Source organism: Mycoplasmopsis verecunda, from assembly GCF_033546915.1.
Classification (GTDB): Bacteria; Bacillota_I; Bacilli_A; order Mycoplasmatales; family Metamycoplasmataceae; genus Mycoplasmopsis; species Mycoplasmopsis verecunda.
The window spans coordinates 345380-371878 of the sequence record NZ_CP137850.1 but is presented as its reverse complement, the minus strand read 5'-3'; the positions used below and the strand labels follow the sequence as shown (position 1 = coordinate 371878).

At 25.4% G+C, this 26499-nt stretch carries 9 protein-coding genes and 3 pseudogenes; 5 read left to right on the top strand and 7 right to left on the bottom strand.

Going from position 1 to position 26499, the window contains the following annotated elements:
- Positions 1 to 66: 66 nt before the first annotated feature.
- Positions 67 to 15270, bottom strand: a complete 15204-nt coding sequence (locus tag SAM46_RS01555; RefSeq protein WP_159442403.1) for a GA module-containing protein — start codon at positions 15268 to 15270, stop codon at positions 67 to 69.
- Between the two features lie 239 nt (positions 15271 to 15509).
- Between SAM46_RS01555 and SAM46_RS01550 the strand changes: the two are divergent.
- The 3 genes and pseudogenes from SAM46_RS01550 to SAM46_RS01540 form a co-directional block, all read left to right on the top strand.
- A pseudogene (locus SAM46_RS01550) lies at positions 15510 to 15950 on the top strand (FAD-dependent oxidoreductase); the annotation flags it as partial.
- Positions 15951 to 15994: 44 nt separating this feature from the next.
- On the top strand, positions 15995 to 16477 hold the full coding sequence (locus SAM46_RS01545) for a hypothetical protein (protein ID WP_318635631.1): 483 nt from the start codon (positions 15995 to 15997) through the stop codon (positions 16475 to 16477).
- Positions 16478 to 16524: 47 nt separating this feature from the next.
- The gene (locus SAM46_RS01540) at positions 16525 to 17310 is read left to right on the top strand and encodes an IS3 family transposase (protein WP_318635630.1); all 786 of its coding nucleotides are present in this window, start codon (positions 16525 to 16527) and stop codon (positions 17308 to 17310) included.
- A gap of 47 nt (positions 17311 to 17357) precedes the next feature.
- Here SAM46_RS01540 and SAM46_RS01535 read toward each other — a convergent pair whose 3' ends face one another.
- Positions 17358 to 18566 (bottom strand): IS3 family transposase, encoded by a 1209-nt coding sequence (locus SAM46_RS01535; RefSeq protein WP_318635629.1) that lies wholly within the window; start codon positions 18564 to 18566, stop codon positions 17358 to 17360.
- A gap of 113 nt (positions 18567 to 18679) precedes the next feature.
- Between SAM46_RS01535 and SAM46_RS01530 the strand changes: the two are divergent.
- Both SAM46_RS01530 and SAM46_RS01525 read left to right on the top strand, forming a co-directional pair.
- Positions 18680 to 18981, top strand: a pseudogene (locus SAM46_RS01530) (FAD-dependent oxidoreductase); the annotation flags it as partial.
- A gap of 121 nt (positions 18982 to 19102) precedes the next feature.
- Positions 19103 to 20181: pseudogene (locus SAM46_RS01525) on the top strand (IS30 family transposase).
- 142 nt (positions 20182 to 20323) lie between these two features.
- Here SAM46_RS01525 and SAM46_RS01520 read toward each other — a convergent pair.
- The 5 genes from SAM46_RS01520 to SAM46_RS01500 form a co-directional block, all read right to left on the bottom strand.
- A complete protein-coding gene (locus tag SAM46_RS01520) occupies positions 20324 to 21508 on the bottom strand; it encodes a phosphoglycerate kinase (protein WP_078747387.1) in 1185 nt (394 codons plus the stop codon).
- A 393-nt stretch (positions 21509 to 21901) separates the two neighbouring features.
- On the bottom strand, positions 21902 to 22933 hold the full coding sequence (locus SAM46_RS01515) for an IS30 family transposase (protein ID WP_318635628.1): 1032 nt from the start codon (positions 22931 to 22933) through the stop codon (positions 21902 to 21904).
- 354 nt (positions 22934 to 23287) lie between these two features.
- Positions 23288 to 24394 carry a DUF3137 domain-containing protein gene (locus tag SAM46_RS01510; protein ID WP_078747130.1) on the bottom strand — a complete coding sequence of 369 codons (1107 nt, stop codon included), beginning with the start codon at positions 24392 to 24394 and terminating at the stop codon, positions 23288 to 23290.
- A gap of 6 nt (positions 24395 to 24400) precedes the next feature.
- A complete protein-coding gene (locus SAM46_RS01505; RefSeq protein WP_078747129.1) occupies positions 24401 to 25057 on the bottom strand; it encodes a LemA family protein in 657 nt (218 codons plus the stop codon).
- A 131-nt stretch (positions 25058 to 25188) separates the two neighbouring features.
- Positions 25189 to 26496, bottom strand: coding sequence for a CNNM domain-containing protein (locus SAM46_RS01500; RefSeq protein WP_078747128.1), 1308 nt, complete (start codon positions 26494 to 26496; stop codon positions 25189 to 25191).
- Positions 26497 to 26499 lie beyond the last annotated feature (3 nt).

The window sequence follows — 26499 nt, the reverse complement described above, 5'->3', positions numbered from 1 at the left end:
ATATATATTGATGACACAAAAAAATATTAAAATTCCACAGAAATAATCCATGGAATTTTAAAAATATTATTTATTTTTGCTTACTTTTCTTTTCATAGCAATAATCATACCACTTATGAAAGTAAGTGCTGCAATTGCCACTAGATAAGGTCAAAACATTACTGAAGATTCTTTAAATGAAGGAGCTTTAAATAATGATTGTAAAGCTCTTGATCCTTTCATAAAACTTTCATTTGAAATAAATTGGTTATAACTTTCTTTGTCTTTAAAATTATCAATATCATGAGGTGTTTTCATAATATAAGCAATGAAAATATTATTATTATCAAATTCATTATCAAATAACAATTGTTCAAGTGCTTTGTGATTATCTGATTTTATTGCATTAACTACTTTATCCAAAGTAGTTGCATTATGTGAATAAGATGCTAATTTATTATTAAATTGTTTTTCAAATTCAGGGTATGAATTAAGTTTGATATTACTAATTTCAGCTATATCAACTAATAAATTAGTCATTAAGTTATTAAATTTATGTGTCTTTGCATCTGAATTAATAACTTTATACAATTTATTTTTAATATCTTCTAATTGTGAAATTTGATTATTTAAATTAAATAAATCAGTAACTTTTTGCTCATTAGCTAAATCTTTAATTTCATATAGTTTTTGATTTACTACAGAAGTTAAATCAGAATTTATGTTTTTAAGCATTTCACTAATTAATGATTCAATAATATTAAGTTTATCACTTACATCATTGTTTTGATTTTGAACTTGATTTAGAATATTATTTGCATCTTTATAAGTGATTTGTTTATTGAATTCATTTAACAACTTAGCTTGATAATTTTTGCTTAATGAATTAGCATTTTCATTAATAAAACTTTGAGCTTGTGTAATTGAGTTTCCGCCATTATCTTTAAATATTTTTGAAGAGAATTTATCAATTTCTTGTTTATTAGTATCTAAATTATTAATTAAAGTTTCTAACTTATTAATTCCACCATTTTTGTTAAATTCAACTAAATTATCTCTTAGGTTTATCAATTGATTAATATCAGTTGACAAGTTATTATAAATATCTTGTAATGCTTTAGGTGAATTAAATAATTTGTTAGCATCAACACTTGATTTAATATTATTGAATTTGTCTATTAAATCATTAAGTTTTTGCATATCTTTATCTTTTCCAGATAAATTACTTAAAGTATTATTAATCTCTTTAATTAAATCATCAACAGCTGTAGAAGAATTATCTTTATAAAGAATACCGTTTTCAGTTAATAAATCATTTGCATCTTTTAATAATTTATCAACTTTAATTTGTTCATTCTTAGTTGAATTTAGATAGTCTGAGTGAACAATTGGACTTTGTTTTAGTTTTGAGTCTAAATTATTGTATGTATTAGCTAAATTCTTCATAGATGTATTTAGTTTTGCAGCTTCATTTACAAAATCAGTAATAGAATCAATATCTTTAGCTTTTATTACATTATCAACAAATTTATCTTTTTGTGCTTTATTTAAGCTGCTAAAGTCATATACACCATTGATTGCATCAATTTGTTTATTATTAACTTTTTGTTTATTTGTTGCTTTTTCTAATTCTTTAGCTGTCACTTTTTCATTTGCGCTAATTTGTTTTGAGTTTTCAATTATATTTGGTGTTATATTTGCATAAATACCATCTTTAATTTTAGGTGTAGCATCAATTGTTAAATCAAGATCATTTGTTGTAATTTTATGATTTAAATGTTTTAATACTTTTTGAATATCACTTAATTCAGAGTTATCTGTAAGAGTTTTTGCCTCATTAATAGCATTTTGCAATGCTAATGATTTAGGATTGATTTTTTTAGCTGATTCTAAAACTTTTTGCAATGCTTTTCTAGGTCCTAAAATTTCTTCTTGAACCTTGTTAAGTAATTTTTTAAGTTTTAAAGCTTCATTTACATAATTTTCTTTAGGTTCAAGTTCATCTTTATTAACTAGATTTAAAGCACTGTTTACAGCATTTTCAACTAGCTCTTTTTTAGAAACTAATAAATCATTATTATCTTTTTCAATTGATTTAGATAATTCCAAAATAAATTCATTAGCTTCTTCTATAGCACTAATTAAAGGTTCTTTAATGTTAATCTTGTTTAATCTATTAATTAAATCTTGTAAGGTTTGGTTAGTGCTTTGATTATTATTTATAGCACTATTAGCATCATTAACTAAATTAGTTAATTGTTTACTTCAAGGTTTAGAAATTTCTTGATTTGTTTTTGATACTAACTTATCAAGTTCATTTGCTAATTTAAATCAAGTAAGTTTTTCAGCTTGTTCATTGTATTTATCAATCGATGTAACAGTATTGAAATATAATAAATCAACTGCTTTTTGTAATTCAGGAATTAATTTTTCAGCAAGTTCAGGATTTGTAATACCTATAACATCATCATAAGCATATGCTAAGTTAGCTTTAGCTACTTGATGTTGTAGTTTTTGAAGAATGAGCTTATCATTTTCAGGAGTTGAAGCTTGTTTTAATTCTTCTGAGTTATTAAGTGAGTATTTAATTCATGAAGGTGATTTTTGAAGTTTTTCAGGAGCATTAAGTAACACTTCTTTATATTTATCTAAATAAGGCGCAACTTGAATAGCTCTTGCATTATCTAAAGCTTTATACAAGTTAATTTCAGAATTTTCAAGTTCTTTAGATTTATCTAGAGCATATTGCTTAATATCTTTATCTTTGATATCTGATAATTGTGTATCAGCTATTTCTTCATTTACCTTATTATTGACTTTTGCAATAATTGCTTTTGATTTTTCGATTGCTTTTTCAATTCCAGATTTTAAGTTAGTATAAATCTGTGGATTAGTAGATTTACTATTTTTAATGTCTGTAATTGATTCTTTCAATTTGTCTAACACATCTTTATTACTATCAATTTCACTAATTAAACTCTTTATAGCATTAATATTTTGCTCAGTTTTTTCTGGTTCAAATCTTTTGATAAGTTTATTTACTTCCAAAAGATTTGTGTCAATTGATGAAATTTCATTATCAATTGTTTTAGCATCTGAAACAATAGAATCTAATGCTTTTTTATTTAATGATTTATCTAATAAATCAATAAATGAATCTTTTAAATCAGAAAATAAATTATTGAGTTTAGATATTTCTTCTTTTGCTGCTTGTAAATTAGAATTACCATCTAAATTATTTACAGCATCAATAAGGGTTTGTTTTTTAGCCTTAATTTCATCCTTATTTGTTGTCGAAATATTTTCTTTTGTATTATTTGATATTTCTGTATCTTTTGTAAGGTTTTTAAATACTGTTTTTGGTGTATCACTAGATAATTTTTCATCTGTAGAATTAATTTTATTTTTTAAAGCATTTAATGCTGATTCTAAATCACCCATTTCAGTATTTAATTCATTTGATTTAACAATTACATCATCAACTGATTGTTTAGTTGTTGCATTTTGCAATTCTGTTTTAAGTGCATCTTTTTGAGCTTTTGATAAATTGTTTAAATCATCAAAAGTAGGTATTTTAGATTCTTTATATTGATCAAGGTCTTTTGCTTGATTATTAATTTTTTCAATAATTTTATCTACTTTTTCTTTTTGTTGTGATATGGATTTATCACTTATATTATCTTTAAGTTTTTCATCAGTAAATAAATCATTAGATTCTTGTAAAACTGTACTTATTGAATCTTTAGTTTCTTTATCTAAAGTATCAATTTTATTAGTTTTATTTAATTGTGTTAATGTGTCTATACTATCTTTAAGACTTTTTGCTTTATTATTTAAATCTTGTGCATCTGTTTTAATCTTTTCTACATCTGAAATAGTTGTTACATTATTAGAATCATCTAATTTGTTTTTAATTGATTCTTTTGCTTTTGTAGACAATTTATCAAGATTATCAATAAAGTCTTTAGCATTTAATTTTGCTTTTGAAACTTGCTCATTACCATCTAAAGCTTTTAATTTATTATCAGCATCTTGTATCTTAGAATTTAATTCACTAGCTAATTGATTTAATTTAGAAACATTATCTAAATCATTATTTTCTTTAGTCTTACTAATGCTGTTAATTAAATTAGATTTTGAAGTATCTAAATCAGATTTATTTGTTGCTTCAGTGTAATTTGGAGTTAGTTTAGCTTCATTTATTGAAGTATCTAATGACTCAGCTTTAGAAATTAATTTATTTAAATCAGTAGCTGCTTTAGTAATATTTTCAGCATCAGAAGGAGTAGTTACATTGTTAAATGCATTCTTAATAGATGTTTTTTGTTCTGTAGATAATTTATCTAAATTATCTATTTTGCGTTTTTCTGCTTCTTTTTTAGCTTCAAGGTTATTATCACCATTTAAAGCTGATCTAGAATTATTTAATAAGTTTGTTAAATCATCTATATCTTTTTGTGTTTTATCACCTAATAAATCATCAATAATTGCTTTATTAGCTTTATCATAAGAGTTATCAAAAGCAACTTGTTTTTCAGGATCCGCTAATTTATAATTATTAGCTTCTTTATCTACTTCTTTAGCTTTTTCTATAGCATCTTTTAGATTTTTTGTTGATACATTAAGTTTTTGTGCATCATCTAAAAGTGATTTAATATCCTCAGAAGTTGTTTTAGTACCTACAGCAGATTTAAGAGAATCTTTTTGGTTTTTAGTTAAATGTTCAAGAGAGTCAATAGTTTCTTTAGCTTTTTGGATTTCGGATTTGATTTCTTTGGCTAATCCATTAATTGCATTCATTGCACCTATTAGATCATTTTTAGTTGTATCAGCAGAAGATTTAGAAACATTTTGTTTAAGTTTATTAGTTTCAAGCATATTTTGAGCTGATTCTATTGCACCTGTAAGAGCAACTTGTTGGTCTTTTGTTGCTAATGCATATTTATCATTATCTTTCAATAAATCTTTTGCCTTATTAAGTTCAGTTATTAAATCATTAGCAGAAGTGTTTAGATTATCAGCATCTTCTTTTGCTTTATTTACATCTAAAATTGTATTTTTAGAATCAATATCACCTTTAATTTGTGATTTACTATTATCACTTAAATTATTTAATGCTTCTATATCAGCTTTTGCATCTTCTTTTGCTTTATCTAATTTAGATTGACCATCTAAATTATTTTTTGCATTATTTAATGTGTCTTTTGATTTGACTAAATCCTTAATCAATTTATCAATAACTTCATCATTACTTAAAGAAGCATTTTTAGCATTACTTAAATCATTTGATGAATTTAATAATTGTTTATCAAATAAATCTTTGACTTTATCAACTCCAGCAGAAGCTTCAGTGTAATTTGGTTTAGTCTTTTCACTTGTTGCTTCGTTAATTGCTGTTTGAAGATCATTAATAGCTTGATCAAGAGCTTTTGATTGTGATTTAAGTTTATCAACTTCTTGATCTGTTGTAGCTTCATAAATTAATTTCTTAAAATCACCTTTTTGAGTATCAGATAATTTTGTTTTCTCAACTTCATCTTTAACATTTGTTTTTAATGTTTCAAAATTACTATCACCATTAAGATTTGTTGTTGCATCTTTAATAGTTGTTGCTTTAGTTTTTATTTCTTCAGGATTAATTGAATCTTGATTTTCTTTGGCAAGTTTAGCTAATTCAGTTTCACTAGCTACAGAATCAAATTGTTCTTTAGGATTACCATCAGATAATAAGTATTTGTTAGTAGATTTAACATCACTTACTTCTTTGATTGCTTTAGCTAATTCACCCATTTCGCTATTAAGTTTATTTGCATTATTAACTTTATCATTAAGTTCAGAAGGAGTTAGTGCACCAGTAATTTGAGCTTTTATAGCATCTTTTTGCAATTTAGATAAGTTTGGTAATTCATTTTCGACATAATTAGATTTTTCTAATTTTGAAGCTTCTAATTCTTTTTTGTCATTATCAACTAATTTTAAAGCTTCTTTTAGATCATTAGTAATTTTTTCAATTTCTTGATTATTTGTATCACTAATAAGTTTATTAGAATCATTTAATAATTTCTTAGCATCTTCTAAAGCTTTTTCAACAGCTTTTTTAGTTTCATTTGAAGCAGCTTTATATTTAGAATCATTTTTAGCTGTTTCAATGTTGCTTTTTGCTTCTTGTAATTTATTTGCTAAATCATCTAATTTGTCAATTTTAGATACAGTGTCTGCAATTTCTTTTAATCTTGAATTATCATTAATTTGAGTTTTTAAAGTTTGTTTTAATGGATCAGAAAGATATTCTTTATTAGTTATTAAATCATTTACATTTTGTTTTGCTTGTTTGATTTTTTCATCACCATTTAACTCTTCAAGAGCTGTTTTTAATTTATCATTTTCTTTTGTTAAATCAGTAGTGATTTTATCAAGATAATCTACAGTAATATTTTCTGGTGTCTTCTTAGCATTTGTTAACTTATTATCTTGTGAATCTTGAACACTAGTCAAAGTTGTTTGTTTATCTTGATCTGAATCTAAATAGTTTGCTGTTTCTTTATCTTTTTGAACCTTGTCATTAAGTTCATTACCTTCTTTTATTGATTGGTTTAATTTTGTTGATTTATCAACTAATGAATTAATAACATCAGGTTTATTTGAATTGTTAACAGCTTCTTTTATCTTAGTTTTTACATCATCTGGAATATCTTTTAAATCATCCAATTTTAAAATAGCATCATTATGGTATTTATCAAGATTATCATTACCATTTAAATTTTTGGTTGCTTTATCTAAATCATCAGTAAGTTTTTTAATTTCTTCAGGTGATTTAGTTTCTAAACCATTTTCTAAAATGTCTTTAGCACTCTTTTGAGCATTATCTAATTCTGAAGATTTTTCTTTGTCTGATAATTTGTAATTATCATTTTCCTTAATTGAATCAGCATTTTTAACAGCATCTATTAATGCTTTAGTTTTTTCGTTTAAATCATTTGCTTTTGAAATAACTTTATCAATATCTGATTCATTAGTTTTTGATGAAATTTCTTTTTTAAGGTTTTCTTTTTGACTAGGTGTTAAACTAGACATTTTTTCAACATTATCATTATTTTGTTTAATTACATCTTTAACTTTAGATGCTATTTTGTTAATTTCATCAATTGCTGTTTGAAGTTCATTTGTAACTCTATCAACTTCGTCTTTAGAAATATCAGATTTTAATTTTGATTCTTCAAGCATATTGTTTGCTTTTTGAATTGATTGAGCTAATGCAGTTTTTTGGTCTTCTGTAGCAAAATTGTATTTAGGATCTTGAGTTAAACTCTTAGCATCATTTCATTTTTCGATTAATTTTTGTGCCGATTGATTCAAGTCTAAAATACTTTGTTCAGCTTTATTAACAGACTCAATAGTCTTTTGACTTTCTAAGTCTTTTACTAAATTCTTTACATTATTAGGATGCAATGATTTTACTTCTTCATCAATAACTGTTTTAGCAGAGCTAATTGCTAAATTAAGTCTTTCTTGACCATCTAATTTGTTTGTTTCATTAGTTAAATTATCTTTTAAAGTATTAATAGGTGTTATAAGTGCCTTAATTGAATTGACATCAGTTATAACAGCTGTTTTTGCTGTTTGCAATCCTGTAATAGCATCAGATAATTTACTATCAAATAAAGGAATATTTGAAGCCTCTGTGTAATTTGGAGTTTGTTTTTGTTTTTTAGCATTTTCAATAGCTGTTTGTAAATCAGTTAATGCTTGATTTAAATCACTAGAATTTTTAGATATTGAATCTAAATCAGACTTAGTTTCAGTATTATCAATTAAATCTTTAATTTTTGTTTTTTGATCTTGTGAAATTTGTAGATTAGATATTTTTTCTTTTGCTAATTCTTTAGCTTCTGTAAATTTATCGTCACCATTTAATGCTTTTGTTGCATCAGAAACTTCTTTAGCTTTATTTTTAATGATGTCGGGTTCAATTGAATCTTGTTTTTCTTTATCGAGCTCTAATAATTTATCTTTATTTGCAACATTATCAAATGCTTTTTTAAGAGTTTCTTCGGATAAGTCATATTTATTTGTTAATTTAACTTTAGTTGCTTCATCAACAACTGAAATTAAATTACCCATTTCATCATTAAGTCTATTAGCTTTATCTACTATATTATTTAAATCAATTGTTGTTAAGGTATCAGCAATTTTTGATTTAATTGTAGTATTTTGTTTTTCTGAAAGATTTAATAAATCTTTAATTGAATTTATTTTTTGAGTTTTAGCAGTTTCTAATGAATCTTTATCATCATTAATAGATTGTAAAGCATTTTCAAGTGATTTTGTAGCAGTTTTAATTTCATCTGCTGTTTTATTATTCTTAAGTTTATTTTCTGTTAATAACTCATTTGTTAATTGTAATGCTTCATCAACCTTTGAAATTGTATTTTCAGAAGCAGCAGGATATTTTTTCGTATCATTTTTTACTTTTTGAAGATTGTTTTTTGCATCAATTAATTTTTTAGTTAAATCATCTAAATTATTTGCATCATTTTTAACTGTTAAAATTTCTGATAATCTTGATTTCTCATTTACTTGAGAAATTAAATTACCTTGTAACTCTGTTGATAGATGTTCTTTATTTTTTATTGAAGTTATAGCATCTGCTTTAGCATTTTTAATTAGCTCATTACCATTTAATAGACTATTATCTAATTCAAGTTTTTCACTTGCTTTATTTAATTCAACAGTTAGATTATTTAAAACTTCCGGTGTTACAGAATCAAAAGATTTTTTAGCGTCATTGAATTTTTCATTTGTTGTTTTTTCACTATTATTTATAGCTGTTTGTTTTTCAGTGTCTGAATCTAAGTAATTTGGAGTTTGTTTAGATTCAGCAACCGTTTGTTTAATTTGATCTGCTTTTTTAATAGCTTCATCTAATTTCTTAGCATTTTCAACTAGTGAAGAAATTGTTGATGGTGTAATATCTGTAGTATCAATCGCATTATTTATTTGTTTAATTTGATCTTTAGTTAAATTATTAAGTTTGTCAATTTCTGCTTTTGAGTTTGCTTTTAATTCTTTTAATACTTCATCACCATTTAATGAACCTCTAGCATCATTTAACTTGTCAGTTAATTTTTTAATTTCTTCTTTAGTTTTATTAGCTAGTCCACTTTGTAAAGCTGTTTTGGCATCATTAAGTGCTGAATCAAAATCTTGAGCTTTTGTTCCGCTAGATAATTTATATTTATCAGATTCTCTATCGATTTTATCAGCTTCTTTAAGAGCAGTTTTTAGTTCTTTTGTTTGTGAATCTAAATCAGTTGCTTTAGAAATAACTTGAGCAATATCATCAGTTGTGATTTTAGATTCTACTTCTGATTTAAGAGCTGTTTTTTGCTCTGCGGTTAAGTTTTCAAAGTCCGCAATTGTTTTGTCAGCTTTTTGGATTGCGTCTTTAATAGTTGTGATTCTATCATTAATAGATTTCATCGCTTGATTTAGTGCATCTGTTAATGAATCAACTGATTCTTTAACATTATTATTTTTAAGTTTGTCTTGTTCAAGGATATTATTTACATTATCGATAGCTGTTTGTAAAGCTGTTTTTTGTTCATTAGTTGCATATTTATAATCAGGATTACTTTGCAAACTAATTGCTTTTGTTTTAGCTTGTAGCATTAAGTTAGCTGATTGATTTAAATCAATTGCTTTGTTTTTTGTGGTTTGCGCATCATTAATTGTTAATTTACTATCTAAATCAGCTTTGATTGCATCAATATAATTTTTTGTTAGATATTCTAAACCATTGATTGCATTTTTAGAATTTTCTATCTCCTTATTCAATCTACTTTGTCCATCTAATGATTGTTTAGCATTAGATAAATTGTTTTTAGTATCTGTTAGTTCTTTAATTAAATTATCTAATTTAGTGTTAGGGATAAAATCAGTGTTTGTAGTTACTGAATTTTTTAAGAGTTCAGCATCTTTTAATTTATTATCAAAATCAGTTTTGTCACTGGCTTCAGTATATGATGGGGTAGATTTTGTTGTGTTTGCATCACTAATAGTTGTTTTTAAAGCACCAATTAGTTGATCTAATTTATCACTTTTATCTTTTATTTGATCTAAATCTTCATTTGATTTGACATCATTAATAATTTCTATTAATTTATCTTTTTGAGATTGAATTAAATTTTCTTTAGTTTTAATGGTATTAATAGCATCTTGTTTATTTTTGTTAAATACAAATTCACCATCTAAATTGTTTGTTGCTTTTTCAATTTTGTTGTTTTTATCATTTATAACAGAAGGTTCTATTGAATCTATTTGTTCTTTTTGAAGTTTTTCTAGCTCTTTTTCAGAAGCAACATTATCAAATTCTTTTTTATTTTCTTCAGTAGATAATGAGTAATTAATAGTTTTAGCTTGTTTTGCAGCTTCTTCAGTTACTTTACCCAATTTTTCCATTGCTTTATCCAACTCTTTAGCATTAGAAACAATGGAATCTAATTCAGTTTTATTTGTTGAATTATTAATTTTTTCTTGTAATAATTGTTTTTGTTTTGAAGATAAATTTAACAAGTTACCAAGAAGACCTTCTTTAGAAGTTTCAAAATTGCTTTTATCTTCTGAAATTAATTGTTTAGCATTATTTATATTTGTTATTGCTTTATTAATGTCTTCTAGTAACTTATCATTAATTAATTTATTATCATCATTTAACAATGAAGTTTTACTATTAAGTGCTTCAGTTGTTTTTGATTTTGTGTCTTCTGAAGAAGCTTTATAATCATTACTTTCTTTTAATGAATTTAAATCATTTAATGATTTGATTAATTCTGGAACTTTGTTATTTAAATCAGAAACCTTTTTTGATAACTCATTGTATTTTGAAACGGAAGGATTATTTAAGTTAATCTTTTCTAATTCACTATTTAAATCGTCTTTATATTCATCTGATAAATTGCTTGCATTTTTTATAATTTCTGCAGCATTATTTTTAGCTGAAAGAAGGTTTGCATCTCCATTTAAATTATTATTTGATAATTTAGCTGAATCAATTTTTGATTTTAATGCATTTAATAATGAATCAATATTTACTGGTGATTTTACATCCACAGAGTTTTTAGTAATTTCAAGTGCTTTATCTAATTCTTTAAATGCTGTATCTAAAGCATTTTTATTTTCTAAATCCGCTTCAAGATAATTAGATTCAGTCTTTTTAGTTTCTAAATTATTTTTAGTTTGAAGAGCTTGCTCAATTGTTTCATTAAGTTTTTTAGAATTTTCTTTTAAGCTATTAATAAATGCTTTGTCATTGCTTTTTTCGATTTCAGCTACAATTAATTTTTTTTGAGTAGGTGATAAATTGCTCAATTTATTAATTTCATCTTTGGAATCTTGAATGTATTTCTTAAAATCATAAATTTCACGTTCTATGATTGTTTTTACATTACTTAATTCTGTTTTGTAATTTTCAATATCACTAATTGTTTTATTAGGACTAAGTTTTTTATTTTCTAAAATATCTTTTTGTTTATTTAAAATATTAGTTAAGTTACTTTTATTGTCTTGATTTACATATTTTAGATAATCATCTTTAGTTGATATTGTTTCAAGACTTGATATTTCATCTAATAAATCTTGTGTTTTCTTATTAAGACTAATTGATGAATCTTTTAAGTCATTAATATCTTGAATAGTCTTTTTATTATTTATTTCATTAATAATTTGAGTTTTGTTTTCATTACTTAAATTATTAAGTTCATTAATAACATCACGAGCTTTTTTAGCAGCTTCGTCTAATAATTGTTTACCGTTTAATTGATTTTGTTTTTCAATTAGGCTATCTTTTAATTTATTAAGTTCAGTAATTAATGATTCAAGTGAATTATAATCAGGAATTTCTATGTTTTTATTTGTTGAAATTTCATTAGATACTTCAATTAACTTATCATCATATTGTTTTTTATTTGATGCTTCTGTATAGTTAGGAGTACTTTTTATATTTTGACTATTTTCTTTTAATTTGATTAGTTTTTTAATAATTTCTTTTAACTCATCAGTTTTATCAGTAATATTTTTAAGTTCATGAATATTTGATGAGTTATCTAATAATTTCTTTATTTTGTCTTCTAACTGTGAATTTAAATCCGACAATTTTTCATCTACCGAATCTTTTGAATTTTGAAGATTAGTATCCCCATTTAATTTATCAGTTGCTTCTTTAATTTTTGTACCTTTACTATTAATTTCATTTGGATCAATAGAAGATAAATCCCCAGTATTTACATTATCATCTAATAATATATCGTCGAAATTCTTTTTAATTTCTGAATCAGATAATAAGTGTTTTTTGGTATTTTTTGTTTCGTTTGCTTTAGAAATGTTTTCTTTTAGTTTAGACATTGCTTGGTCTAAAAGATTAGCATCAGAAGATATTTTTTCAATTGTTGCCTTATTGGCTGGGTCATTAATTTTAGAAATAATTGTTTGTTTTTGTGTTTCATTGATATTTGATAATTCATTAAGCTTCTCAATAGCATCTTTTTGTTTTTTAATAACTTCGTCTACTTCTTTATGAGATTTATCTTGAGTTTGATTAATAATTGTTTTTATATTTTCAATTTGTTCTTTAGTTTTAGCAGGATCTTTTAAAAGTTTTTCATCATTAAGAATAGCATTAGCATCATTAACATTCTTATCTAATTGATTAATTGTCTCGTCAGAGGTCAAATTATAGTTATTATTGTTAGTTCAGTTTTCGACCTCAGTTAGTTTTTCTTGAAGTTTTTTTGTTTCTTCATCAACATCAGTGGCTTTTTTAACAATATCTTTAATTTCTTGTAATGTTTTTTTATCTTTTACAGCTTTATCAATTTCTTCTTTAAAATGTTTTTTGACGTTTTCATTGTCAATATGTCCGAGATTATTAATGTCGCTTATCGCTTTGTCAAAATTATCTTCACCATTTAACTTTTCTTTTTGATTTTTAAATTCTCCTTGTTTTTCAGTGGCTTTTTTGACTTCGTTTTCTATATCAGTTAATGTTGGTATAGAATCAACAGTACCTAAAGACTCAATAACTTTATTTAAGGCTTCTGTTACAGTATCAAATTCATTCTTATTATCAGCTAATAAATATTCTTTTGAATTTGTGAATTTATCAGAAGTTACTTCGTTTTTTTCTGCTTTATATGATTTATTAATCTCATTTATTTTTTTAGCTATTTCGTAAATTTTATTTAAATCTTCTAATGAATTTAATGCTTTGGAGTCGTTATTATTAATTGTGTTTTTGATAGTTTCTTTTTGCTTTGGAGTTAAATCTTGTAATCAATCAAGTTTTTCTGAAACACTTTTTAAATTATATTTTCCATTGTTAATAGCCATTCTGGCATTATCATCAATCTTTTTATTAAAAAAGTAGTCGAAATAATTTGGATCTACTGGTATGTTATTAAGACTATCTTTTACAGAATTTAAGTTTTTTTTGTCTGCAAACTTCAAGTTTCTATCATTTAAAATCTTATTTTTAAGTTCTGTAAATTCTTTCATTCTTTTATCTTGTTTTGCAGCTGATATATTAGGGAAAGGATATCCGTAATAACTTGTGTAATCACGTTCAAGATCAAAAATAGATTTTAATTCTGTTTCACTATAAACATTTTCATCTTTAATTTTATTCATTCAATATTCTTTTTGCTTTGGAGTTAGATTATCTAATGTTTTTAATTGTTGGATAGCTTTTTGAGTACGTTCTTTAATTTTAGGAATTGTTTCAGCTACTTTTTTAAACATCTCCAAATAATCTGAGTGTAAATAATCATCTGGTAATTGTCAATTGTGTCTAAACTCATATCGATTTTTAGGTTTTTCAGTTAGAGCAAAATAATATGCACTTTCTTCTCAATGATAGTCATATTTACCTTGGCCTGGATTTTCTGGATTGTAAAAAATTGATTCCTTCATCCATGAAGTAAAACTATTAGCAAATAAACTTCTATCTAATATTTTTTGATATTCTCAATACATAACATCAGAAAATTGAGGATCATAAGAAAATTGAAAATCATCTTCAGAATGATTAATAATAATTCTTTTATTAGGATGCTTCTCTTGAACAAAATTTAATATTTCTCTGAAATATTTAAATAATTCTTTAATCTTTTCATTATTTTCTTGATATATTTTATACCAAGCTTTTATTTCATCTATACTTTCTTTCTTTTTTAATAAATCATTGAATCATTCTACTGCTCTATTTTTGGTATATGAAAGAGATGAAAATAATTTCTTATATTCTTCTATAATTTGTTCACCATTTAAAGCATTAAATGAATCTTTTGTAGTTTGAATGTGTTTTCTAAATTCATCTATTTTTTCGTTGAATTTTAATAATAATGTAGATACTAAAGTATTTCAATTATCATTGAATTCTATTTTTTCTGATTTTGAATATATGTTAGTTTGAAGAAAATTATTAACATCATTTTTTAATTGTACTATTAATTGTCCTTTTAATTGTTGATATTCAGTTTCTAAATTTTTAACTTCATTTTTATATTTATTTTGTAGTTCATTATCAGCATAAATATAATTTATGTTGTTATGAGAAATTTCATAAAAATTAGAATATTGAATATATTCTGTTTGTTTATATTCATTATCAATACTTTCTATATCATCTTTTACTTTATCTTTTACTTCTAGTAAAAATGTTTTTGTTTTTTGATACTCAGATATATTTTTAGATTTATCAATAATATCTGGTAAGTTAATATTAATGTTATTTGAATCTGAAAATGAAATTACAAAATTACTTGCTTTTTCTGTTTCTTTAAAATCTTTAAATTTTTCTTTTTGTTCTTTAATAAATCTATCTATATTTTCATCATATAAAGTATCAACATCTTCATCGACTGTTAATTTTTTTGCTTTTTCATATGTAGCATCATATATATCATCTAATACACTGTTTTTTTCAAGAAATATAATTGATGCATCATAATCATCTTCTTTTTCATCAATAAAACCCATTGATAATGATAAATACTTAGCTTTTTCTTTTAATTCTTTTACTTTTTCATTATATTCTTCTTCATTATCATCTGTTTTTTCAATCTTTTTGAATTCATTATTAAAATAATCCAATTGATAGTCAGATAAATAAGCATAATCTTCATCTGAATGTTTAAATTTGCGATCATCATCTTCTGTACTCATTGCAACAATTGGCAATGATGCTAAAGTTAAAGGAATTGAACCTAATAATAAAAGTTTGTGATTTTTCTTACTCATAATAACTCCCATCTATATATATATATATATATAGATAGCTTACAAAAAATAGTGATGTAAACTATCATCTTTATATTTTTATTATAATACTTTAAAAATTCCATATATTGGTTGAAACAAGATATTTAATAATATTTTTTTTATTAATAAAAAAATGACTTTTATCACTTATTTTAAGTGATAAAAAGCAAAATTATTCTGTTATAAATATTTAAATAGTAATATAAAATATAAATATTATGAAAGAGAAAATACAAGAAAATAACACAAATAATGATTATGAAGCTATAGTTATAGGAGCCGGACACGCTGGTGTTGAAGCTACTTTTGCACTTGCAAATATGGGTCATAAAGTAGCTTTAATACCCTTTGATTTAAATAAAGTTGCAATGATGCCTTGCAATCCATCTATTGGTGGACCAGCAAAAGGAATCATCACTAGAGAAATTAATGCTTCAGTTGGTGTGCAAGGGTATTATTCAGACTTAGCAATGATTCAAATTAAAATGCTTAATGAAAGCAAAGTACCAGCAGTAAGAGCTTTAAGAACACAAATTGACAAAGAAAAATATTCTAATCTAATTTTGAAAGCATAACAAAATCATCCTAATATTTCATTAATTGAAGCAGTGTGTGAAGAAATTTTAGTTAATGATAAAAATGAATTTATAGGAATTAAATGTAGTGCACCCCAAAACCTGGACCAAAATGGAAAGGTTTTATTATGGTACAAAAACACAAATTAATTGAAACTATTGAATGTTATTTAAACTCTAATGAAAAATTTAATTCATTCATTAGAAAAAATAAGTTTAAGAACCATATGCAATTGCATTATGTAAGATACTACCTTCAACATAAAAGTGCAGATGAATATTTAAAAACAAAAGCACTTAAATCGGTTGAAAATAGTCTCATTAGTAAAGAAATTGATGAAGTTCTTAGAAATAAGAAATCTTGCTTCCAATCAGCTGTAGATTTAAATCTTGAATCAGCCTCATCATTTATGATGAAAGTAGTTAATGCTCGTAAAAATCTCTATAATGTAAATATGAAGAGAAAAAGAGTTGTAACAAAAGATTCAGATACAAAGAAATACATTCGTGAACTCGAAGAAAGAGTAGAACTATTAGAAGCTACTATTGCTTTCAACGAAGAACTTAAACAAAGAGTTAACTTCCGACTGAAGCAACAAAAGAAGAAATAGTTCGAACCATCGAGTCATTAAGAGAACGATTTAAATTAAGAATTCTATTGCAAGTTGCTTCTATACCTAAATCAACATATGAATACCAAGTAAATGCTATTCATAAAATGGAAGAAAAGCTAAAAGAACTATATGCTGTTATGAATGAAATTTTTACAAATTCAAATCAAACATATGGTTACAGAAGAATGCAAATAGAACTTAAAAATCGCGGTTATTTCTTTAATCGTAAGAAAGTAAGAAAGCTTATGAAAAGATTTGGATTTAAAGTAGAACAAAAATCAAAACGCAAATATAGTTCATACAAAGGCGAGATAGGAAAAGTTGCAGAAAATCTAATAAACAGAAACTTCTTATCAAGTCTTCCTCTACAAAAACTTTATACAGATATTACTGAATTTAAGTTAAAAACAGATGTTAAACTATATTTTTCAGCTATAGTTGACGGCTTCAATTCTGAAATTGTTTCTTGAGCTATTTCTACAAGTCCAAACCTACAACTTATTAAAAATACATTAGAACCTTTATTACCTAAATTAAAAGGTATGAAAGTAAGTATAATGCATTCAATTAAGGTTGACATTATCAACATAAATACTTTATCGAGACATTGAAAAAAACACAATATAACACAAAGTATGTCTAGAAAAGGTAATAGTCCAGACAATGGATTAGTCGAATCTTGTTTGGCGTTATCAAAAACTGAATTCTTTTATCCAAATAGAAAACGTTTTGATTCAATAGAACAATTCATTAGTGAACTAAACGGATATATTTGATATTACAACAACAAAAGAATCAAGTTGAGACTAAAAAGTAGTCCAGTTGATTAAACATGGACACATTATTTGGACACTTCCCTCCAAATGAATGTGTTTTTTTATGCAATTAAATTTGCATATTGGTTAGGTGATAATCAACCTAAGTTAGATTGAATTCTTTCGCTATTATAAAATTGAATGAATGTGTCAATAATTGATTTTAATTCATCAAATGTTATGTTGTTAAAATTTACAAATTTCAAACATTCTGATTTTAATATCGAAAAGAAATATTCTGCTTCTCTATTATCTAATGAATTACCAACTCTACTCATTGAAACAATACCGTTATTTTGAGCTATTATTTCATTATATAAATTTGATGTATATTGATAACCATGATCCGAATGAATAATTCAACTTGTATTGAATTTAATATCTTTTATATGTGATATCACTAAGTCATTATCATTTCTCGTTGAAATATTGTAATTTATAATTCGTTTTGTTCTGTGCTCAATAGCTATAGATAAAAATATATGATTGAAATATTTCTTCAAATCAAATGGTGCTGGAATATAAGTTACATCAGTAGCCACAATATTTCTTCCATTAACATCGTTATAATCCCTTTTAACTGAATCTTTAGCATCAAAGTTTGTATTTTTAAGTTCTCTAACTCTAGTCTTTTGTCTTACTTTGCAAAATAAATTTAACTTATTCAATTTTCTACCAACAGTTCTACTAGATAGAGTTATATTATATTCTTTCAATAGCATAATAGCTATTCTAGCTCTGCCATATGTTTGATTATATTTATTATGTAAAGTCTTGATTTCCTCAGCATATTGGATTTCTTTTTCAGATGGCTTTTCTTTATTCATAAGATTATAAAATGTACTTTTAGACATATTAAAAGCTTTAGCAACTTCTTTCTTACATGATTTCATTTCTTTGATTTTCTTTAATATATCTGTAGGAATTTCTTTTGTTATTTCACCGTATTTTTGTCAGATTTCTAATATTTGAATCATATCTTCTTTAGATACTTTATCTCAGTTTACTTTATTATTTTTTCTTTTTCTTCCGCGATTATCTTTTGCAAATTTTACAGTTTCAATTTTATTATACATAGTATTTAAATTATATTGTTTTATTTTAACAATTACTTGATATAAGTTTTGCTTACTTATGGTGCAATTTGTTATTAATTTAAATACATTTATAAATTTCTCATATGACAATGAACAATTTTCTAAAAGTTCAATTGCATATTTACATCTCTTAATTTGTTGATCAGTAATTTCAATATTATTGATTATTAACATATTATTTTTTATGTGTCCAAATAATATGTCCTAGTTTAGATTACAGAAATTCTTTTGATTCAAATTTGGCCCAACTTTAGGGGTTCACTACAAAACTTGAAAATGATGTTACTATAAATGCAAATGTTCTTGTGATTACTACTGGAACTTATAGAACTCTTGAATCCTTAGAGGATTAGATATTACTATTTCAGGACCAGACAATCAAAAAACAACTCCTGAACTTAGTCAATCATTAGCTAAATTAGGATTTGAATTACAAAGACTAAAAACTGGAACTCCTGCTAGAGTTTTTGCTGATTCAATTGACTTTTCAAAAGTAGAAAAAGAAAATCTTGAGGGTACTTATTTGTCATTTTCTAACCATTCAAATGTGAAGTTAGATATAGATAAACAAATTTCTTGTTATCTAACGCTGAATTGTAATCCTAACTGCAACACTTTTTAATAAAATAATGAGTGGTGCAGTTTTTTGAATAAATAAAAAAGGCACCACTTAAAAACTCAGGAAAGTGGTGCACATATATTATAAATAAATCAATTATGAAACAAGAATAACAATCGAATTTCTTTTTAACACTGAGCGTAAGTCATTAAATCAAATTTCTAATATTATTAACATTAGTGTAAGCACATTATCAAGAGAGATTAAAAATAATTCTGATTTCTGAGGATATAGCGCTAGCAATGCACAAAGAAAACATGATTTAAGACAAAGATGAAAACAACATTTTATATTGAAAAATGAATTTGAAAAATTTTCAGATTTCACTGATATATTTGTAAAGAAATTTAATAAAAAATCGTTTGGTGTGGAATTAACTTGTCAATACATCAAGAATAACTTTAATTTTTCGCAACCTAGTTTAAAAACTGTTTTCAATTGAATAAATTCTAATATATGAATATTCACAACGAAAGATTTATTAAGGAAATCATATAAAAAAGGTGGAAGAAGAAAACAAACGGCAGCACAAGCATTAGTTGGTGTTCGATGAGTAAAACCTTTTTGGTGTAGACCGCGAGAAATTAATGAGAGAGCAGAATTTGGACATTGAGAAATTGACTTGATTATAGGTAGAAACGGTAATGGCAATTGTCATCTACTAACATTTCATGAACGATTAACAAGATATGGATTTATTGTTGAAATCGATAATAAAAATCCATGAAAAATTGATCTGATTATTTGAAATCTTATAAAGAAATATTGTTTAAATGTGAAATCCATAACAAAAGATAATAGTATAGAATTTAAATGTTTATTTTATCTCGCATATAGACTTAAAATTTATGTTTATCAAGCTGATAACTATGCATCGTTTCAAAAAGGTGGAATAGAAAATTTTAATGGTCTTGTCAGAAGATATTTTCCTAAACGGACAAACTTCAATAAAATTAGTTAAGAACAGATACAAAAAGTTCAAGATGAGATTAATAATATGCCCAGAAAATTTTAGACTGATTTTCGTCAGATGAATTATTCGTAAATTGAAATTATTATAAAGATAAATGGACACCTATACCAAAAGATACCGATCTATTTATATATTCTCGAAGAAAAAGAAATTCAAATAAAACAAGAAATAAATTCTTTATAAATTGAAAAACATAACTTATTGCAATGAGTTCTCAAGCATTAATTAAGCTTGAGTTTTTATTAAAAAAATCTCAACAAATTAATGTTGAGAAAGTAATTTTAACTGTTGCAGTTAAGATTACAATTAACAGAAACAATTGTTTCCTAATATGTAATATTATTTATCTTGTACACTTTCAACACCAGGTAATTTTAATCCTTGAAGTAATTCTAATGAAGCTCCACCACCTGTTGAAACATGAGTGAATTTATCTTCCATTCCTAATTTTTCAACAGCAGCTACTGAATCTCCACCACCAACTAATGTGTAAGCACCTTTAAGTTTAGCGATTGCTTCACATACTCCTAAAGTTCCTTTTTCAAAGTTAACAAATTCAGCCACTCCCATAGGTCCATTTCAAACTACAGTTTTTGCACCTTTTAATGCATCTTTGATATTTTGAATTGATTTAGGCCCTAGATCAAGTGACATATAACCATCTTTAATTGAACCTTCTTGAATTTCAGGTGTTACATCTGCAAATTCTTTTGCACAAGCATGGTCAACTGGTAAAATTACTTTATCTCCATATTTAGACAAGAATTCTTTTGCTAATGGAATATAGTCAGTTTCAACTAATGAAGTTCCTGTTGTTTCTCCTCTAGCTACCATAAATGTGTAAGCCATAGCTCCACCGATAATCATTTTATCAGCGATTTTAGCTAAGTTTTCAAGTACTTGAATCTTATCTGAAACTTTAGCTCCACCAATAATAGCAACATATGGGTGCTCAGGATTTTCAATAACTTTGTTAAGTGATTCAACTTCTTTTTGCATTAAGTAACCTAATGCTGATTCTTTAATATTTGAAGCAATACCAACATTTGAAGCATGAGCTCTATGTGCTGTACCAAATGCATCATTAATAAATACATCACCTAATGAAGCTCAATATGCACCTAATTCAGGATTGTTTTTTGATTCAGCTTTGTCATTTAAATCTTCATAACGTGTGTTTTCTACAAGAACAACATCACCGTTTTGCATTTTAGCAATAGTTTTTTCAAGTAGTTCTCCTCTTGTTTCAGGAACAAAAGTTACTGCTTTACCTAATTCATTTGCTAATTCAATAGCGACTGGACGTAAGGTTTTAGACGCTAAATCTGCTTCTGATTTAACTCTACCAAGGTGTGAGAATAAAATTACTTTTCCGCCTTCTTTAATAATTTTATTAATTGTAGGTAAAGCTGATGTAATTCTCTTTGTAGATGTTATAACACCATTTTGTACCGGAACATTAAAGTCAACTCTAACTAAAACTTTTTTACCTTTTAATTCAAGGTCATCGATTGTTTTTTTCATCAATATCTCCTTTTTCTAATATGTAGAAATTATATTATATTTGCTTAAAAGTGGTTATAAAATATACTTTTAAAATGACTGTATTAATTAAAAAGTTGAAAGTCCACCTAAGTGGTAAATTGAGTAGTTCCTCAATATTGCTGTATAAATTTTACAAAAATGTTCCAAAAGCGTGAAGAAAAATAAAGCCTGAGCTTAAAATTCTTTGTTATTTAGACGAAACTGTTGAAATATTTAGAAGTTTTTAACCTGATTATTCTGCCTGTTTTATCATCAATAAAATCACGATATTGATTATTTATTGCGTTGAACATTTGTGAAATATATTCAAAATTAACATATCTCGGAAACTTGCCTTTTGGTAGAAAGTTTCTGATTTTTTATGAGCATTTTCTATGCTTCCTTTTGTCATGATGAATATGTATCGCACTTGTAAATAACAGGAATTTCTCTTATTTCATTTAACTTCACATTTTCCGAACCATTGTCTATGGTTAGAGATAAAATGGTTAAATTGTGATGATTAATCAATTTAAGAAGTGATTCTTTTATTGAATCTGCATCTCGCCGAGTTAATATCCCAAATAACATTCTTGTCTTTCTTTCTAGCAAGGTAAGAATGCAATATTTAGCTCTTAAATTAAGAATTACTGTGTCCATTTCATAATGTCCAAATTCTTCTCTGTTTCTAATTGTTAATGGTGCGAGATGAATAGAAATACCAAAGTTAATTTTTCTTAGATTGCACTCCTTTAGGCTTTTTCTTCTTGCCACGTAGTTTATCTCAATTAGATTTTGAAATACCTCTTTTGATTTCAAAATAAAAATAGAGAAATCAACATCTTTAAATATTCTTAATCCATAAAGTAATAAAAAAGCTTGTGGCGTAGGTATAAAAGCATTTTTATCCTTCAATTGTTCTTTATAGTAATCCAAGAATGTCGTTACTGATATTAGTGGTTCAAATTTCTTTTCATTATCTGAAAGTAAAATACCTTTAGATAATTTTCTCTTAACGATTCTGTGTTGTTTACTTCAAAACCTTCAGAAGCGAACAATATCATCTCATTTTGAAATTGTGTTTTCATGAATTTGTTGAACTGGATTTTGAACATTTTGCATTTTGAGCTGAACTCATTCACGATGTGAAACTTTAAAAATTGTTGTTAGTCTATTTTTACAATTACTGCAAAATTTGTATGAGTCTTCTGCTGTGTAATCTCACATAGCTAGTTTTAAATTTTGCTTGAGAACTTTAGCTGATACGTTCATTGTTTTTGAAATATCATTCAGTGTTTCATGTGTTGCGAAATTTTTAAACATAATAGCTAGCTTTTCCATGTTGAAATGAGTTATATTTTGCTCTCTGAGTTTGTTTATGTCCTTATGGATTTTGTTTATTTCGTTATCATTTAGTGAATCCATTATTGCAAAATGATAATATGCTTCTCTTTGAGTTTTTGATATAACCGTTTGATATACTTTTCCTCAATTTTTATGCAAAATACTCTTTTTTGTTATACTTCAAATCTATTAACATTATAATTAAGTTAGTTCCTTCCTTTAGATTTGCAATTTTATTATACAAGGATACAAAAAAAGCTGTTAGCTCACGATTAGGTGGATTGACAGCTTTTTAATTTATACTTTTAAAATGACTGTTATATAGATTTTATTAATTAATTTTAATTAATCAATTCGCTTTAATGTATGAGTGAATTTATAAAAAATATCAGATAAATAATAGATATCTGATATTAAATAACTTGAATTTAAATTCTAATATAAGTAGTTAGGAATATAAACTAATTGTAATAAAAAGTATAATGAGAAAATATCTTTTAATATATCACTATAAATGAAATTTGTAGTTCTAATTGGGTCTTTAGCGAATTTTGGAACATCAATTAATCCAAAACCTGCTGGTGATAAAAACGACATATAAATTATATCATTTTGTGCAGACACACTGATATTTCTAATATTAGTTGATGAGTAATTTCTATTTCACATATTACTCATATTTTCCATAGCTAGTGGTGTAAATAGCATTCTCATTTTCATTTCATCGTTACTTTGCAATTTAAATAATCGGTTGAAATCATTATTTTCTAATTTAATTGATTTCATTCCAGCCGGGTTATACCATTTACTTCCAAAATACATAAAACTTGTGCGGTGTCTTGATTCTAAATATCTTGCGTCGATTTTTAATAGGGTTACATAAAAATGTGTTTCTTGAGTTGTTCTATTTCCACGACCATCTGCAGTTTGTGTTTCATAAATTCAATGCGCATTTGAAAAATGGGCTGGATATTTATCATCAATAACAATTGTTTGACAATTGCTTATATCAGCTATGTATGCATCTGATGGAACAACACTTGGACGATATGTATAATATTCATTTCTTTGGAATTTTCTAGTACTCTTATCGTATGAATATCTTGGATTATCGCATTCATATTCTGAACCTAAAAATTTTCATTTTGGTTGTAATATATTAATAGCTTTAAGATGTAAATCCGCTTTATTAATATTAAATAAAATAGATTTTGAAATATTATGTGCTGCTTTTAATCTTAATCCATTATATACTGAAGCAACAATAATTAATATAACGGTAATACCTAAAAATACTATACCAGATAATGTTGCAGATCCATTAGAATTCATCAAGCCGGGTATTAAAGTTGCTAATGTAATAATTAAAGGTAAAATAGTACAAAGTGCTACAATTATAGCTATTTTTTTATTTTTTTGATAAAGTGAATATTCATTAGTACTAAATTGTTTCTGAACTACATCTTTTATGATAGGTAGTAATTTCTCATCAGCTTCATTTTTAAAATCGCTAAAGTTTAAATAATCTGCTACTCTTTTCATTCGTTATTATAATCCTAATTCATTCATGTCAACATCTAATCTGGCTTTAGTTGAAGCTTGGAATAAAGATGCTGTACTTAATCCCATATTTTCAGCCACTACATTTGCAGGGAATGTCATAATACTCATATTGAAAGCATTAACAGTTGAATTATATAATCTTCTAGCTGAAGCAATTTCTCTTTCAATATAAGCTGTTTCATCCATTAAATTCATATACATTGAATCTGCTTTAAGTTCTGGATAATTTTCACCTACAGCCATTAAACGTCCGAAAATAGAATTGTTTAATGATTCAATTTCATTTGAATTGGCAGCTGTATTACCTGATAAAGTTAAAGCACGTAATCTAGCTACATCTTCAAATACTTTTTCTTCGTGGATTTTGTATGATTTTACTTGAGCTACTAATTTTGTCAAGGTATCGCTACGTTTTTGTAATTGAACATCAATTAATGATGCTTTTTCATTGATTTCATTTTGTGTTCTTAAGAAATTGTTTCTTTTTATAATATATAAAAAGATTGGAACAATTAATAGAAATGATAAATAAACCATAACTTTTGCTCCTGTTGAAGCTGTTGCTTTAACTGGAGTATTATCTGCTACAGGTTCTAAACCTTGTGGGTTTTTTATTTCTGAATTATTAAATAAATTTGCCATATTTCTCCTTTGTAAAATTATACATATTTTTAAATATATTCGATTTTGCAAAATACCGAATAATATAAGAAAAACACTAATTTTAGTTATTATTAGTACTAAAAATTAGCGTTTTTATAATGTTATATAAATTATAGTTTAACTACTTCTACAAAAGCTGAGAACTTTTTATTTTTTACAATTTCAACCACTTTAAAAGTAACTTCATCTTCTAAAGTAAAACGAGAGTTTTTGTATAAACGTTTGGTACCTAAATGTTTTAATAAGTAATTGCGTAAAGGCATATCTTCTTCGTCATCTTCTAGTAAATCTGTATGAATTTCTAATTGCTTGAATAAATCATACATAATAACATTTGATTGTACACGAGCTTTTTCTAGAGATACTTCGTATATTTCTTCATCATCATCATATTCATCATATATTTCACCAACGATTTCTTCAATAATATCCTCAATTGTTATTATTCCTAAAACATCAGTACTGTTATTGTTTTCAACTACAAAAGCCATTTGTGCTCTAGCTGATCTCATTTTTTCTAAAGCACTTGAAAGAATTGAATTAGCTGAAACAAGTGGTACATTTTTCATATAATCAATCACTCTACCTTTTTTTAGCTTAAAGATATCTTTAAGTAGAACAATTCCGATTAATTGCCCGTCTTTTTCAACTGGTAATCTAGAGTAATTGGTTTCTTTAAATATTTCTAATGCATCATTAATATTACTTTTATATGAAATGGTAGTAACATCCTTTAATTTAATGTAATGTTGTCCTACTTTAGTTGAATCTAAATCTAAAGCATTTTGAGCTAGAATACTTTCTCCAGTTTGCAAGACACCTTCTTCTTGTGCTAGTGAAAGCATTGATTTAATATCTTCTTCAGAATTAGTTACATAAACATTTTTTGATAGTTTACTTATTGGATATGTTAATGGGAAAAATAATCAAAACATCAACTCGTTAAATAAGCAAAAGATTTTTAGATATCTTTCAGGATTATATTTAGCAATTAATTTTGGTGTTATTTCACCAAAAAGCACTAATATAGGTGTAACAACTGCTGTAGAAATAATTACTGTTAGTGGATCACCTTCAGCAAAATATAATGAAAGCACATAGGATGTTAATGCTGATGAAGCAACATTAACTAAGTTATTACCAATTAATATAGTTGATAATAATTGATTATATTTTTTTACTTGTTTATTTATTAAGTTAGCAAATTTATGTTCTTTTTCAGCCATATCATGCAATTTAGCAGGTGATATAGTGCTATAAGCTGTTTCGGAACCTGAAAAAATGCTACTTAATAAGAATAAGATAATTAGCACAGCTGCAACAATTCCTGTAATTAGAGGTTTATTTGAATCACTAGTTGTAACTGTATTTGAAACTGTTTCTTGAAAATTTGTTATAAAACTGGGGTAACCATCCATAAT